13 protein-coding genes are annotated in these 14,881 nt (G+C 53.5%); 5 read left to right on the plus strand and 8 right to left on the minus strand.

The genetic code is table 11. The features are described from left to right. The first annotated feature begins 233 nt into the window (after positions 1-233). Complete coding sequence (locus ACPGUT_RS05405) at positions 234-1,364, plus strand: aminotransferase class V-fold PLP-dependent enzyme (protein ID WP_423989300.1); 1,131 nt, start codon at positions 234-236, stop codon at positions 1,362-1,364. Between the two features lie 89 nt (positions 1,365-1,453). On the opposite strand, the gene ACPGUT_RS05410 is transcribed toward ACPGUT_RS05405, so the two are convergent. Both ACPGUT_RS05410 and ACPGUT_RS05415 read right to left on the minus strand, forming a co-directional pair. Next, positions 1,454-2,638 (minus strand): UbiH/UbiF family hydroxylase, encoded by a 1,185-nt coding sequence (locus tag ACPGUT_RS05410; protein ID WP_423989301.1) that lies wholly within the window; start codon positions 2,636-2,638, stop codon positions 1,454-1,456. Positions 2,639-2,676: 38 nt separating this feature from the next. Continuing rightward, positions 2,677-3,339 carry a pyrimidine 5'-nucleotidase gene (locus ACPGUT_RS05415; protein ID WP_423989302.1) on the minus strand — a complete coding sequence of 221 codons (663 nt, stop codon included), beginning with the start codon at positions 3,337-3,339 and terminating at the stop codon, positions 2,677-2,679. Positions 3,340-3,464: 125 nt separating this feature from the next. On the opposite strand from ACPGUT_RS05415, the gene ACPGUT_RS05420 reads away from it, so the two are divergent. Then, positions 3,465-4,115 (plus strand): GntR family transcriptional regulator, encoded by a 651-nt coding sequence (locus ACPGUT_RS05420; RefSeq protein ID WP_423989303.1) that lies wholly within the window; start codon positions 3,465-3,467, stop codon positions 4,113-4,115. On the opposite strand, the gene ACPGUT_RS05425 is transcribed toward ACPGUT_RS05420, so the two are convergent. Beyond that, positions 4,116-6,104 carry a glycosyltransferase family 2 protein gene (locus ACPGUT_RS05425; protein ID WP_423989304.1) on the minus strand — a complete coding sequence of 663 codons (1,989 nt, stop codon included), beginning with the start codon at positions 6,102-6,104 and terminating at the stop codon, positions 4,116-4,118. Positions 6,105-6,260: 156 nt separating this feature from the next. Beyond that, on the minus strand, positions 6,261-7,430 hold the full coding sequence (gene carA / locus ACPGUT_RS05430) for a glutamine-hydrolyzing carbamoyl-phosphate synthase small subunit (protein WP_423989305.1): 1,170 nt from the start codon (positions 7,428-7,430) through the stop codon (positions 6,261-6,263). A 226-nt stretch (positions 7,431-7,656) separates the two neighbouring features. Here carA and ACPGUT_RS05435 point away from each other — a divergent pair, with 226 nt between their 5' ends. Together ACPGUT_RS05435 and ACPGUT_RS05440 are read left to right on the plus strand one after the other, a co-directional pair. Beyond that, entirely contained in the window at positions 7,657-8,109 is a 453-nt protein-coding gene (locus tag ACPGUT_RS05435) for a GatB/YqeY domain-containing protein (protein WP_423989306.1), read from the plus strand. Between the two features lie 198 nt (positions 8,110-8,307). Further along, positions 8,308-8,589 carry a hypothetical protein gene (locus ACPGUT_RS05440; RefSeq protein WP_423989307.1) on the plus strand — a complete coding sequence of 94 codons (282 nt, stop codon included), beginning with the start codon at positions 8,308-8,310 and terminating at the stop codon, positions 8,587-8,589. Positions 8,590-8,630: 41 nt separating this feature from the next. On the opposite strand, the gene ACPGUT_RS05445 is transcribed toward ACPGUT_RS05440, so the two are convergent. The 4 genes from ACPGUT_RS05445 to ACPGUT_RS05460 all read right to left on the minus strand — a co-directional run bounded on the left by ACPGUT_RS05445 (position 8,631) and on the right by ACPGUT_RS05460 (position 13,956). Continuing rightward, positions 8,631-9,182, minus strand: coding sequence for a DUF2244 domain-containing protein (locus ACPGUT_RS05445; RefSeq protein ID WP_423989308.1), 552 nt, complete (start codon positions 9,180-9,182; stop codon positions 8,631-8,633). Positions 9,183-9,214: 32 nt separating this feature from the next. Next, on the minus strand, positions 9,215-10,885 hold the full coding sequence (locus tag ACPGUT_RS05450; RefSeq protein ID WP_423989309.1) for a cytochrome c oxidase subunit I: 1,671 nt from the start codon (positions 10,883-10,885) through the stop codon (positions 9,215-9,217). 490 nt (positions 10,886-11,375) lie between these two features. Continuing rightward, positions 11,376-13,430 carry a hypothetical protein gene (locus tag ACPGUT_RS05455; RefSeq protein WP_423989310.1) on the minus strand — a complete coding sequence of 685 codons (2,055 nt, stop codon included), beginning with the start codon at positions 13,428-13,430 and terminating at the stop codon, positions 11,376-11,378. A 52-nt stretch (positions 13,431-13,482) separates the two neighbouring features. After that, on the minus strand, positions 13,483-13,956 hold the full coding sequence (locus ACPGUT_RS05460) for a c-type cytochrome (protein WP_423989311.1): 474 nt from the start codon (positions 13,954-13,956) through the stop codon (positions 13,483-13,485). A gap of 211 nt (positions 13,957-14,167) precedes the next feature. On the opposite strand from ACPGUT_RS05460, the gene ACPGUT_RS05465 reads away from it, so the two are divergent. Then, positions 14,168-14,875 (plus strand): hypothetical protein, encoded by a 708-nt coding sequence (locus ACPGUT_RS05465; protein WP_423989312.1) that lies wholly within the window; start codon positions 14,168-14,170, stop codon positions 14,873-14,875. The last annotated feature ends 6 nt before the right edge of the window (positions 14,876-14,881 follow it).

Below are 14,881 nucleotides of genomic sequence, written 5' to 3' on the forward strand. Positions count from 1 at the left end.
ATCCAAATGATTGTCGCGTCGCTACGAAACGCAAAGATGATTATGCGGCGGCCATTGTCGCCGCTGCGGATGCCTTGCGTTAAACCCGGGTGAAGGTTGCAGGATTTTGTGCTGTGGTCTTTTTGTCAGGGTTGGTATTTTTGGGCATTTCGTGAAAATCTTTAATGCAATGCGGGGTTCTCAGGGCTTCTTTTTCAGGTCATGAATAGTGAAACACCTGACAGGAGGCTTTGATGCCCGCATTACTGAATGATATCGATCCGGATGGTCTTCTGGAATTTTCCGTGGTTTTTACGGATCGCTCTCTTAACCATATGTCTGCAAGCTTTCAGGGGGTTATGCGCGATATTTCGTCGATCCTGAAGGATGTATATAACGCAGATCACGTGGCTTTGGTGCCGGGCGGCGGAACCTATGCAATGGAAGCAGTGGCACGCCAGCTGGCGACTGGTAAATCCGCGATGGTGATCCGGAACGGTTTTTTCAGTTTCCGCTGGAGCCAGATTTTCGAAATGGGCGCGATCCCGGCTAAAGAAACCGTGATGATGGCGCGCCGGTCGGGCAATGCTGTGGATGCGCCTTTTGCCCCTTGTCCGGTGGATGACGTTGTGGCGAGGATCCGCGAAGAAAAGCCTGACGTTCTGTTTGCCCCACATGTGGAAACGGCTTCGGGGATGATTTTGCCAAAATTCTATCTCAAAGCAGTTGCCGAAGCGATGCATGAACACGGCGGGTTGTTTGTGTTGGATTGTATTGCTTCGGGCTGTGCTTGGGTTGATATGAAGGAATGTGGGGTGGATGTGTTGATATCTGCGCCACAAAAGGGCTGGTCGGCGTCCCCCTCTGCAGGGCTTGTCATGATGAACGATCGGGCGCGCGATGCGGTGAAAGCCACGCAATCCACCAGCTTTGCTGTGGATTTGGGGAAATGGCTGACGATTATGGAAGCCTATGAAAATGGTGGCCACGCCTATCACGCAACCATGCCAACAGATGCGCTAAAGGCGTTTCGGGATACGATGCTGGAAACCCGCGAATATGGCTTTGAAAAGCTGGAAGCCGCGCAATGGGAACAAGGCGCGCGTGTGCGTGAAGCGCTTGCAAACCGGGGGATTAAATCTGTGTCCGCTGACGGGTTTGGCGCGCCTGGTGTTGTGGTCAGCTATACGGATAATGCCGATGTGCAGATGGGCAAAGCTTTTGCCGCGCTTGGAATGCAGATCGCGGCTGGCGTGCCTTTGATGGTTGAAGAAGGCCCTGATTACAAAAGCTTCCGTCTGGGGCTGTTCGGCCTTGATAAGCTGTATGATGTGGATGCTTCAGTTGCGAGACTGGAAGCCGCCCTTGATCAGGTGTTTGGCTAAAACAATAAAGGCGGCCTCAAAAACGGGCCGCCTTTCATCTTGCTCAAAATACTCCGGGGGAGTCCCATAGGGGCGGGGGCTGGCCCCCTTTACTTAATCCCCAACCCGGCTTTCATCAGGGTTTTGCGTACCGGACCAACGGCATAAAACGCGTTCAACATACCAGCGCGCATATCCCGTAACCCTTGCGCCCCGGCCATGCTGGCGCGGTTCAGCATGTCAATGCCAGTGACGCGCAGGCGTACTTCAGGATGGCGGTTTTTTTCGTAGGCATCTAACATTTCCTGGCTGCCAAGCGGATGTTTTTCGGCAGCTTCCAGCAGAACGCGCAAATCGCCGAGACTCATATTCAGGCCCTGCGCGCCGATCGGGGGCACAACATGGGCCGCTTCAGCGATCAGGGCGGTGCGTTCCGCCGTTAGATGGCCTGCGATCTGGCTGATGATGGGCCAGATGGCGCGCGGGCCTTCGACGGTTAATGTACCGTTGATGCCTGCGGAGCGCTCTGTTGCGGCAGAAGACAATTCATCATCACAAAGCGCCATACGCGCCACGCATTCTGGACCGTGATCCATCCAGACGATGGCCGACATATGTTTGCCATCTCTGTCGGGCAGAGGAACCAAGGTAAATGGGCCGCCAGAGCGATGCACTTCGGTTGAGACGTTGTTATGTGGGGCGTCATGGCTGACACAGAAAACCACAGCTTTTTGCCCGTAACGCGTTGTCTTTACTGGGATATCAACAGCGTCACGGGTGGGGGAATGCCGTCCATCCGCCCCAATCAACAGTTTTGCAGATACCCGGGTGCCGTCAGAAAGGCTGACCAGTGCTTCGCTGTTTCGGGTTGTAATGCGCTGGGTCGAAGTCCCCGCGCGGAAATCCACATTGGGCAGGGCTTTGAGACGGGCAAGCGCGATTTCGCGGATCGCCATATTGGTGAAATTCCAGCCAAAAGGCGCATCAGACAGATCAGCGGCATCAAAATCTTTAACGACGCGGGGTTCTGGGGCCTCACCACCAGCATCGACAATACGCATAACCTGTAAAGGCGCTGCAATTGGGCCCAACCCTTCCCAGAGACCTGCTGCTTCCAGCAGGTTTTGCGACGGTTGCAGAAAAGCAGTTGTGCGCAGATCCGGCTTGCCCGCTGCATTGTCGGGCATGGGATCGACACAGATGACAGAGTATCCCTTGCTGCCAAAAGCGGCTGCGGCGCACATCCCGGCGATCCCGCCGCCAGAGATGAGAATATCAGTCTGAATTCGTTCCATGAGACGACCCTATGCCTGTGTTCGGAACTGTGAAAGGCCTAAGCGGTAAGGTGCGACAGAAAAGCTGTCAGGTCGGTGGTGTGGTGATGGATATGGTCGCCTGACGCAGCTTCTGGGGCGACATGCACGCAGCGCATGCCAAGATCATGGGGGGCGGCCAGATTGCGGGCGTCATCTTCGAACATTGCGCCGCGCGCACAATCAATACCGTCACGGGCAAAGACCAGATCAAAGGCCTGGCGTTCTGGTTTAGGATGGAAATTCGCGTGTTCAACCCCATAAACCGCATCAAAACAATCGCCTAAGCCGCGGGCCCTTAAAACGTTGCGCGCATAGGGTTCGGATCCGTTGGTATAGACAATACGGCGTCCGGGCAGGGATTTGATGTGGCTGACAAGGTCATGGTCGATTTGCATGTGGTCAAAAGAAATATCGTGCACATCATGCAGATAAGGGGCGGGATCAATGTCATGTTCCCGCATCAGGCCGGCCAATGTTGTACCATAGGTTTCCCAATAGTGCTGTCGCAGGTGATCGGCGCGGGCTTTGTCGACATTGAGTGCATCCATGACCCAGGCGGTCATGCGGACCTCGATTTGGTCGAATAGGGCCATTTCTGGGGGATATAATGTGTTGTCCAGATCAAACACCCATTGGGTGACATGGCTGAAATCGTCGCGGTGAGAGGCGCTTTGGGTCATGTGATATCCGTCCTGTTGCCCATCGTTTCTACTGTGTTTCCGGGGCGGGCGGCAATGCAGAAACTTGGCTTGTTCCCGCCGGGTTGCAGCGCTATTGTTGCGTGATTTTTGCAATGAGAGATGCCATGACCGACGCGCTCAGCCCGAACCGAGATGCTTATGCCCAGCTTCTGGAAGCGATTGATCATGGGGTCTATCGCCCGGGGGATCGTCTGGTCGAAAGCGAGCTGGCCAAACGGTTTGATATGTCGCGCACGCCAATTCGTGAAGCATTACAAAGGCTTGAGACGCAATCCTTGCTGACCCGTGATGGGCGCAGCCTGATTGTCGCGTCGCTGGATCACAACCAATTGGCGGAACTTTATGTTGTTCGCGCAGAACTCGAAGGTCTTGCAGCAGGGCTCGCAGCGCGGCAGGCCGCGGATGAGGAAATACGGGTGTTGCGCCAGATGGTTGAAGAAGACCGCGCACGTCTTGGAGATCCGGATGCGCTGTCGCGGGCAAACCGGCGTTTTCACCATCAGATTCATAAGGCTTCGCGCAACCGGTATCTGGTGCAACAACTTGATCTTGTGCATCGGTCCATGGCGCTGTTGGCGACGACATCTCTGGCTGCGGAAGGTCGGGATCAGGCGGCTTTGGATGAACATGATGCGGTTGTGACAGCCATCGAAGCGCGCGATTCCGAAGCCGCAGCACATGCTTTGAAATCCCATATTTCTAAGGCGTTTGAAACCCGTCTACGTCTGAATGCTGAAACTGAAGGCAACGGCTGATCACCGGGTGTCGGTTGTTTCGGCAGGGATAAAATGGCCGTGGCTGGTTTTGTCCCAATAGAAAGGTGAAACCACAAGTTCCCACAATCCCTTGTAAGATGCCAATGCGCCCAGGGGGAAATACAGCGGTAATGTCGGAACCCACCACCGTAGAAACCTGTGTTCTTTTGAAGAGACCGCAAAAATTGCGACCAGCATGGAAAGCAGCTCTGTCAGGATAAATAATGCGGCCATGGCGATGAAAGCGACGTCGGGCAATATGGCGTTTAACGGATGTGCGATGCCAAATGGAACCAGCCAAAGTGACCAGAGCAGTGGGGCCAGCACAAACTGGCTGAGTGTGCAAAGAAACATGATCTGAAACCCCAGAAACCCGCGTGGTCCCAGTTGTTTGAGCAATAGGCGCGGATCACGCATATGCACAGCCCAGGTCGCGGCAAAGCCTTTCAGCCAGCGCGAACGTTGTTTGATCCATGGAATAGCGCGGCAATTGGCTTCTTCCCGGGTCACAGTATGTATGATTTCCGCGCGATAGCCATGACGGGCCAGTCGTATGCCCAGATCGGCATCTTCGGTGACATTATGAGCATCCCATCGTCCCAGTTTTTCAAGGGCAGCCCGTCGAAAGAACAGGGTTGTTCCCCCCAGAGGGATCGCAAACCCTAGGCGCATGATGCCAGGGAGAACCACACGAAACCAGGTGGCGTATTCGATGGTGAAACAACGGGAAAGCCAGTTGGTTTTCGCATTGTAGTAATCCAGAACCCCTTGCAAACAAACGACTTCTGGGCCGCGTTCATGAAAGCGGCGGACGATCTTGTGGATCTGATCCGGATCAGGTTCATCTTCAGCATCATAGACGCCGATGATAGATCCGGTGCAGAAATCCATTGCGAAATTCAATGCGCGGGGTTTTGTACGCAACTGGCCTGCTGGTACAATGACGGGGCGGATCCAGGCGGGCAGGGAGGCATTGTCTATGGCGTCGCGCGTGATGATGTCGTCTTCTTCCGCCACAAGGCAGATTTCCAGCAGTTCCCGTGGATAGTGCAGGCGGGCCAAGCGTTTCACGAGGGACCCGGTGATTTCGCTTTCCCGAAACAAGGGCACCAGTATGGAAACACGTGGCAGACGTGCGGGCAGGGTTGTTCTTGGCTCGAGGAGATCGCGTTGGGCCTTGGCCCGATTGTGTTTGTATTGTGCCAGACTTGCGGCCAGTTTTAAGCTGGTAAAAGCGCCAAGTGTGAGGATCGCCCAAAGAAACAACAGGCCGGTAACAAGTGCCGGGAACAGGGCCCCAATGGTCAGAAAACTGATGATTGTCAGGGCCGTTTTGCGCCCAAATATTCTGTTTTCCCAGGTGCGGCAGCTTTCCTTTGCTGTGACACATGTTTCTGCTTTTTCAACCAGTTCCGGCTGATGCAGGGATTGAATTGCGTCCAGAATGTCCCTGCGCCAGGCAAGCGCCATCGACAGGGGGCCAATGCCCCTGGGCAAAGCTTGTGTAACCTTGTGGAACTGATCCGGATTGCTGGTCAGAAGGATGATGTCTTTTCCAACCCTGCGCCAAGGCAGCACACCATGTTTCAGACAGAAATCTGCGCCAAATTGACGGATCAGGCGGGGATCAGGGGGCAGATCGAGCGGATTGATATACTGACTGTTCCAGCGGGCCTCTTCGGCCCGTTGTAAATCATGTTGCCGGATCCAGCGTCGTGATAAAAGAATATCACCCAGAGAGCAGTCTTGCCTTGCTTGCATGGCTGTGGCGTCTAGCAGCCGTCTGGGATCCACAGAATTCTGATCCCGCAACACCTGTTCAAGTGGGGGCACGGTGTTTGGCTGTGCTTGCGGGATAAGCTGTGGTTGGGGATCGGTTTGTTGTGGATTGCGCAGTGATATCACACGTCCGGTTTCGGGGCGTGCCTGGGGGCGGGACAGATCCGCATCATTGGATTGGCGTAAAAACGGAACAACAGGAGAGTTCATATGGGCCACCTTCCGGGTAGTCCACACATGAGTGAAACAGGTTAACAGTGTGTTAACGCATGCAATTTTTATACAATTAGAGCTATATACACATAGTTACCCACAGGCCGAATGCGGTTTTGTGGATAACTATACGATTTCAGATGTGTTTTTCGTTCAGGCGCGGGCGGCCATTGCAGCTGCGAAACGATCAAACAAATGCATGGAGTCCATCGGTCCAGGGCTTGCTTCTGGGTGGTATTGAACCGAATAAACCGGACGGTCTGCCATGCGGATCCCACAGTTTGACGCATCAAACAGGGAGACATGGGTTTCCACCACGCCTTCGGGCAGGCTTTGGCTGTCGACGGCAAAACCGTGGTTCATGGATGTGATTTCGACCTTGCCTGTGTCCAGATCCTTCACAGGGTGGTTCGCACCGTGGTGACCGTGGTTCATTTTGATGGTCTTGCCACCAAGCGCGAGGGCCAGCATCTGGTGACCAAGGCAAATCCCAAAGATCGGCAGTTCTGTTGTGTCAAGGATCTCGCGGATCATTGGCACGGCGTATTCGCCTGTTGCGGCGGGGTCACCCGGGCCGTTTGACAGGAAAACACCATCAGGATTATGTGCCAGAACGTCTGCTGCCGTCGCGGTTGCGGGCAGAACGGTGACGTCACAACCGGCAGAGGCCAAGCAACGCAGAATGTTGCGTTTTGCGCCATAATCGAGGGCAACAACTTTATGTTTCGGGGCTTCCTGACGGGTGAAGCCTTCAGGCCATGCCCAGCGTTTCTCATCCCAGCTATAGCTTTGGGCGCAGGTCACTTCTTTCGCAAGGTCCAGACCTTCGAGGCCGGAAAAGGCTTTGGCCTTTGCAACCAGTGCTGCGGTGTCGAAATTGCCATCTGGATCATGGGCAAGGGCTGCGTGCGGTGCGCCTTGCTGACGGATCGCACGGGTCAGGCGACGTGTATCAAGCCCCCCGATGCCGATGCGGCCACGTGTTTTCAGCCATTCTGTCAGCTCAGCTTCGGCGCGCCAGTTCGAAGATTGGGTCGGATCCCATTTCACAACCATACCGGCTGCGACGGGATCGGCCGTTTCATCATCTTCCGCGGTCACACCGGTGTTGCCGATGTGGGGGAAGGTGAAGGTCACGATCTGGCCCGCATAAGAGGGGTCTGTCATGATTTCTTGGTAACCGGTCATGGCGGTGTTGAAGCACAGCTCTGCAACGCAGTCCCCGGTTGCGCCAAATCCGTGGCCATAGAAGATTGTACCATCTGCCAATGCAAGGCATGCGGTTGCTTTAACGGGTGCGGTAACGGGGGTTCCGGCGGACATGGGCGACTCTCCAGCTCAAACTCGCCGGAACCTAGGGGGAGGGAGGTGTCTGGTCAAGGCCTGCAACGGCCTATCGGGCGGATTTCTGTTGGTTTTTCGTTGCGGTGTGTATGTGGTTTCGTGAAATATGCAACATGGTTGTAACCTTGTGTGACTTTCGCTAGGGTCCGGGTTCGCAAATCTGCACGCAAGGCGCGTGCCCCTTTGGGATGAGGATACTGAACAGATGCGCAACCAGATTAATACCGCTTTGAAAGAGGCGATGAAAGCCAAGGACGCAGCACGCCTGTCGACCCTACGCCTGATCAATGCCGCGATCAAAGATCGTGAGATTTCACAACGCGGCAAGGGGGAAGATGAAAACGTAACCGACGCGGATATTCTTGCTATTCTTGGCAAAATGGTCAAGCAACGCCAGGAAAGCGCGCGGGCCTATGAAGAAGGCGGGCGTCTTGAATTGGCTGAGAAAGAACTGTCAGAGATTACCGTGATCGAGGTTTTCCTGCCCAAGCAGCTTGATGCAGATGAGGCCAGCGCAGCTGTAGAGGCTGCGATTGCCGAAGTCGGCGCAGAATCAATCCGTGATATGGGCAAAGTCATGGGGATCCTGAAAGGCAAATACACCGGCCAAATGGATTTCGGCGCCGTTGGCCCGATGGTGAAAGACAAGCTGGGTTAAATAAGCCGGCATTAACCGATTTTGAAACCCGTCAGTTTTCTGGCGGGTTTTTCTTTGGAAGATTGTGCATGAATATACATTGGCATTAGGTGTTGTAGCCGAATTTGATGATACAATAATTTTGGTTGAATTACGGCTGGAGAGACCGGGTATCAAACTACTGCAGCTGTGCCTTATTACGGCGAAAGGTAGAGAAGAATGACTAAAATTAGGCCACAAATATGGGGCTATGTTTTACTTGTCGGCAGTGCGGTGATGGGGATGAGCACGCCAGTTTATTCTAACAGTACAAAAGTTGACGTTTGTCAAAAGGTTGGTGAGGTTTTCGTTCAGCACCTAGGCGCGAATGAAAATATAGCACTTGCTCTTACTACAATGCGGATAGTCGGTTCGGTGGATGAAGCCGAGCGAGCTGCTGAGGTCTTTGAAATGGTGTCGGAGAATACATCGTTATTAGTTAGCAACCTTGAGAAATATTGAGTCTTTGCAAGGATAATTAAAGCAGTTCTTATATCGTGATGTTACCGTGAAGTAGGGTTGGAGCCATCTAATATTAGGCGTAATTCTGCAGCCAACTCCACCCGTTCTTCTTCTGTCAGAAATGCTGCCAGTTCGACCTCACGTGTGTTTTCGCCGCGCAGGGTAAGGTATTGCGGGACGGGGCCGGATGTTTTGTGCAGGGTGACGGTGATCCAGTAGGGATTGGCCTGCCATGTTTGCACGCGGCCTTTGGGATCACGCCGGGTGAGGGTGGCCAATTGGGGTGTGATCTCTAGCACTTCGGTTAATGTGCCGTCACGATAGCTGCGGGCAATGAACCACCAGATCAGGGCGATTGTGCCCAGTAAGAAGGGCAACATCACCCAAAGCGGGCCTTTGCCCAAAAGCGCAATCAGCGGCAGGAACAGCAGCGCGCAAGTCGCCCCCATAAAGCGCACAAAATCTTTCTTTTTCAGCGAACGATAGGGCCAGGCGGTTAGGGTGATCGGTTTGCCCGCATCTATATGCGCATGAAAAGGGGCCCCGGAATTAACCGGAGCCCCTGTATTCGTATCAGACCATTCATATGGCATCTGTGGATATTTCCCTCAGATCAGTGTCCCAATTAGTGAGAGTGACTGCGATCCCATTCTTCCTGCTTTGGCAGGATTTCGAATGTGTGCTCGGGCGGCGGGGATGGCAATGTCCATTCCAGCGTATCCGCATATTCGTTCCAATAGTTCGCTTTGGTTTCTTTCTTACCCCAGAGCAGTGAATAGAACATCACGCCGATGAAGAAGAGGAAGGATGCGAAGGACAGATATGCACCATAAGATGAGATTTCGTTCCAGTAAGCGAAAGCTTCTGGGTAGTCGATGTAACGACGTGGCATGCCCTGTCGACCCAAGAAGTGCTGTGGGAAGAAGGTCAGGTTGGCACCGACAAACATCATCCAGAAATGCAGTTTACCTGCCCATTCAGGATACTGACGGCCGGACATTTTACCGAAGTAAAAGTAGATGCCTGCGAAGATACAGAAGATCGCACCCAGCGACATAACATAGTGGAAGTGTGCAACCACATAGTAAGTGTCGTGATAGATACGGTCGATGCCTGCTTGGGACAGAACCACACCGGTTACACCACCAACGGTGAACAGGAAGAGGAAACCGAACGCCCAAAGCATAGGTGTTTTGAACTCAATCGAGCCGCCCCACATGGTCGCGATCCAAGAGAAGATCTTAACGCCAGTCGGCACCGCGATCACCATGGTGGCCATCATAAAGTAGGACTGCTGCGACAGGGACATACCAACCGTATACATGTGGTGTGCCCAAACAACGAAGCCCAGAACGCCGATTGCGATCAACGCCCAAACCATTGGCAGATACCCGAACACAGGCTTGCGCGCGAAAGTCGCAATCACGTGGCTGATGATACCAAAGCCAGGCAGAATGATGATGTACACTTCTGGGTGACCAAAGAACCACAGGATGTGCTGGTACAAGATCGGATCACCACCGCCGCCAGGCTGGAAGAAGGATGTGCCGAAGTTGCGGTCCATCAAAAGCATGGTGATCGCGCCGGCCAGAACAGGCAGGGACAGAAGGATCAACCAAGCTGTGACAAAGATTGACCATGCAAACAGTGGAACCTTGAACATTGTCATGCCAGGGGCGCGCATGTTCAGGAAGGTTGTGATCATGTTGATCGCACCAAGGATAGATGACGCACCAGAGACGTGAACCGCGAAAATCGCGAGGTCCATGGAATAGCCGCCTTCAGATGTGGACAGTGGTGGGTACAGAACCCAACCCACACCAGACCCCAATTGGCTGTTGCCACCAGGGGACAGCAGGGATGCCACACCAAGGGAAACACCGGCAATATACAGCCAGAAAGACAGGTTGTTCATCCGTGGGAACGCCATGTCAGGCGCGCCGATTTGCAATGGCATAAAGTAGTTACCAAAGCCGCCAAACAGCGCCGGAATAACCACGAAGAACATCATCAACACACCATGATAGGTGATCATAACGTTCCAAAGGTGACCGTTTGGTGTACAGACTTCGCCGGACGCGAAGAAACGTGCGCCTTCAAGACACATGTACTGAACACCTGGTTCCTGAAGTTCCATCCGCATGTAAACGGTGAAAATAACGGAAATCAGACCGACCAACGCCGCAGCGATCAGGTACAGGATGCCGATGTCCTTGTGGTTTGTTGACATGAACCAACGGGTGATGAAATCACGCTCGTCATGGTGCTCGTCGCCGTGAATGGCTGCGTCTGCCATGCGGAGTCTCCCCAAAAATCTTCGTTGCAGCACGGACACCCGGCCCAAAAGCGGACAAAGTTCACCCGTGCATTTGAAACTGTCTTAGAGATAATCGTGCAGGGTCGCAACGATGCAGAGCGTCGCAATTGCGAATTTCATTGAAAAATATGCATGGCGGTGCCGGATTTCAACGCTTGGGCCGGGAAAGCCTGCCTGGGCAGGGGGTGTTGCGGGGCCTAGGCTTGTCTGGCAAAGGGCTGTCCGGATCAGTGATTCCGTCACCGCATGTTTCGGGGGCGGGGGGCATTGGGAAGGAACCTGGAATGAAAACGCCCGGTTTACCCGTTCAAGGTTCCCTTAATGGTGGCCTTTCAATGGCTCTGGCATTCTGATGCCTATCAGGCAGTAAAACACCCGCGCACAGATGTGATCCCGCCCAGCCTGTTTCAGGGCGATGCACCGGGCTATATGTCCCGCCACCTTTTCGCGACTTGCGGGCCGCGTGATGTTACCGGATGCAAACCCATTGGCAGATATACCAATAGGGTGTCTGCCGGGCGGCGTCTGTTTCGGGAAAGCGTTTGTGCAACAGGCGAAAGGCAACCTGACCCAGAGGTCGCCCTTCCATATTCCCGGTTTTCATGCGTCTGGCTTGCCAAATGACATTGCGCAAATCTGCTGCAAGGGCTTCATCATTGGCCCATAAGCGATTGACGATGTTTGATGTTTTTCTTTGGGCGTTCAGGATGATTTCGTGTCCGATGCGGTTTGACAGGCCTGTTTCAGGGCCAAGACGGGAAATTTCATCCCAGGCGGCAAAACCTGAAATTCCCGCAGGGTTGTCTTCGATATCGGCCTGGTGATGCGGCAATAAACCTGTCGCAGGACGTATGATTGCATATCCACGCTGTTGCTGACGGCGTTGCGGAGAATGTCGTAAAACCGGTGACTGTGTCAGCCAGCGATCCAAGTCGTTGCGCAATTCTTCCCCAATGCGCAGGGGCAGTGGCAGATCGGGTGTCGTGCGACGGTGAGCCCATGTTTCTGGGGACTGATTTCTTCCATACCAACCCTCCCATTGATGCCAAATACCCAGTCTCAAACTAGGATGGGGTAACAGTTGTGCGACTTGGGTAAGCTGCCATTCAAGGGGGGCACTGGACTGCAGGGGGGCAGTAAGTTGGAATCTTTCGTCTTCTGACCAGAGCTCTGCCAGCCTTGGAATAAGATCTAGGGCTTCTTCATCACGTTTCAACGCATAAAGCCGCAGAAAGGCAACTTGGAGGATGTTGCGTTGTTCACCTGGAAAATCTGTCCGGCTGGCACTGAAACGAACCAGATCATCAACAGATAGGACGTTCAGCAGGCGCCAAGTGGTTGAATGCAGCGGCACGCCGGCGTGTATATCGATCAGTTCCTGAATGTCGTTGGCCCGGTAGCTGCGCCCCGCATTCAGCCAGCTAGCAAATGAGGTTTCTGACCTTTCGTGGGGAAATCCCTGATTGGTGGCGAGGCTTTGCAAAGCCTGCAGGTTGCTTTCCGCGTTGTCCCCCCTGCGCGGGTTAGAAATAAGGTATTGCGCCTGGTGAACTGCCGCGATGTCGCGCATGTGATCTGGAAGAAGATCCATGTTTTTAGGCGTTTCCCCTGAATATGTTGACAATCGCAACTGCTCTAGTCTGGCGATGGCCCAGGCCGTGTATTCATCCTCGCTGGCATTGCAGCTTTCAACGGCTTTCCCAAGGGTGTCTTGATGTTCTCTTAAGGCCGTAATCTGATGGGCGACGTCTTCGGAAACATGATCGCGCAGATAGTTGTAACCGGCCCGATTGACCCATGCCGCAACAAACCAGGTCAGTTGACCGTTGTCAGAAAACATCTGCAACGCGTGTCGCCAGACCCGGTGATTGGATGCCATAGAAGATGGCCCATGCCGTGACCGTATGTGCCAATCATTGTCAGAATGCACCGATGCATTCTGCACCGTCAGCAACCAGTTTAAAGCATCATCAAAGGCATAGCGCGCAATCACCCTTTCGACGGCCGACAAGCCTAGGGCATCCGGCGTCAGCCACCAGCCGGGCCATGGTCCAGACGGCGACAGATTGTTCAGAATGATTTCGGGGTCCGTTTTCGTCGTTTCCGTGTCGCGCTGGAAATCCGGATCTGAAATTCGGGGCAGGTTGCGCATTAGGGCAAGGGAGGCCCCTTTTGCAGCGGACTGGCCGTATCTTGATAGATAGGCCGGATCTGTAAAGCTACGCTGATTTTGCCAGCCATGTGGTGCTGTCATGCCTGCGTCTGGCAATCCGGATAGAAGACGATAAATTTCAAGGCTGCCGCCGACGCTGCCATTGTAATACCCACCAGAGTATAATGTGCCATAGCGGCTGTAGGTTTGATCCAGCAGATGCTGTGCACGCTGGTATTGACCGTCACAGTGATCGGCAAAAGCTGCCGTGGCCAGGAAAGAAGATGTGGCTGTAAGAACCGCAATGTTTATAAAGAATTTTCGGATCATAGCTGTGCCATAAGAGCGCGGAATATTTTCGCAGTATGACATAGAAAACCCGGCCGTAAAGGCCGGGTCCTGGATGTTGTTTCAGAAGGTCGCTTTATTCGCTTGGGGCGGCTTCTTCGGTTGCTTCGGCTTCTGTCTCAGCGTTTTCTGCTGGGGCAGGGCTGTGGCTGGCAAGGAAGGCGGCCAGATCTGCGCCGGCATCACCGAAACGTTGTGGGGCCATTGGGGACCGCAGGCTGTCGTCGCCATTCAGTTCACGCAGGAAGTTTGTCGGGTGTTCCGCATAGGTCAGGATGTTTTCCTGATCCCAGACCAAACCGGCTTCTGCAGCAGTTTTGATACCATCCGAATAACGGAAGCCTTCAACAGAGGCCGCAGGTTGACCGATTACGCCATACAAGTTTGGCCCGGTACGCCCGCCACGGACGATGACATTATCGCCATCCGCAATGGCATGGCAGGATTTGCAGCGGTTAAAGGCGCGTTCACCTTTTGCAGCATCACCTTCAGCAAAAGCCGTCAGCGGGGCGAGGGCAAGAGCTGCCGTCAGAAAAATAGTGCGGTTCATGATTGCCTCTTCAGTAGTACATTACACGCGTTCCCGTTACTATATGGCAGCTCTTGTCGAAGTGTTACCGTGCTATTGTCGCAGGGCTACAGCTGGCGAATTATGGCCGTGGTGTTGCTCTTGCATGACACTTATGTAGTATTATTATACTCAGTTCGAGGTCGCGGGTATTCGAAGTAACAGGTTTTTATACGGTACAGGAGAGAATTAGATGAAATTGATAAAAGCTGCACTTGTCGTTGGCTGTGCATGCGTTGGAGGGACCACATCCCTAATGGCGCAGGAATTCACGGGCGCAGAAGTGTTTATTGGTGGATTGATCGAAGATGGAACCGGATTCAGCGAGGTGACCGATATTTATGGCGCTTCTGTTGAGCTCAGTTTCGGGCGCTTCGGAATCCAAGGGGATGTGAGCAATCGAAATTTTGAGATCGGTGATAATATCCCATCTTGGGGCTTGCATGGGATTTATGCGGCTACAGATGAGTTGAAGCTGGGTTTGCACTATGGGGAAGAGACCTGGAGTGGTCAGCGTTATTCTAACATAGGTGCTGAGCTGGCGTGGGATCGCGGACCATGGGGGCTTGAAGCTTGGGTTACACGAGATTCCGGGATTGATGTGGATTGGCTTTCTGTGGTGAGCGCGGCCAAGGCGACATATAGCTTCAATGAGGCCTTCTCGCTGCATGGGAAAATCGCGTTTTCAGGTGGTGATAATAATACCCGATATTATGGTGTCGGAGGAAGTTGGCAGCATGATTCAGGCCTATTTGTTCGGCTGGATGCTGGGCACTTTGACTACTCAAGACGAAATAAAAGTGTAGATGTTTACGCGCTGCGGGTGGGCTATGAATTTGGTAACGGTGTCAGTTTCAATCACCGTAATTCCAATGAAAGCTTGTCTGGATACGGCAATTGATCCAAA

This window comes from Halocynthiibacter sp. (assembly GCF_049608145.1).
Taxonomy (GTDB): Bacteria; Pseudomonadota; Alphaproteobacteria; order Rhodobacterales; family Rhodobacteraceae; genus Halocynthiibacter.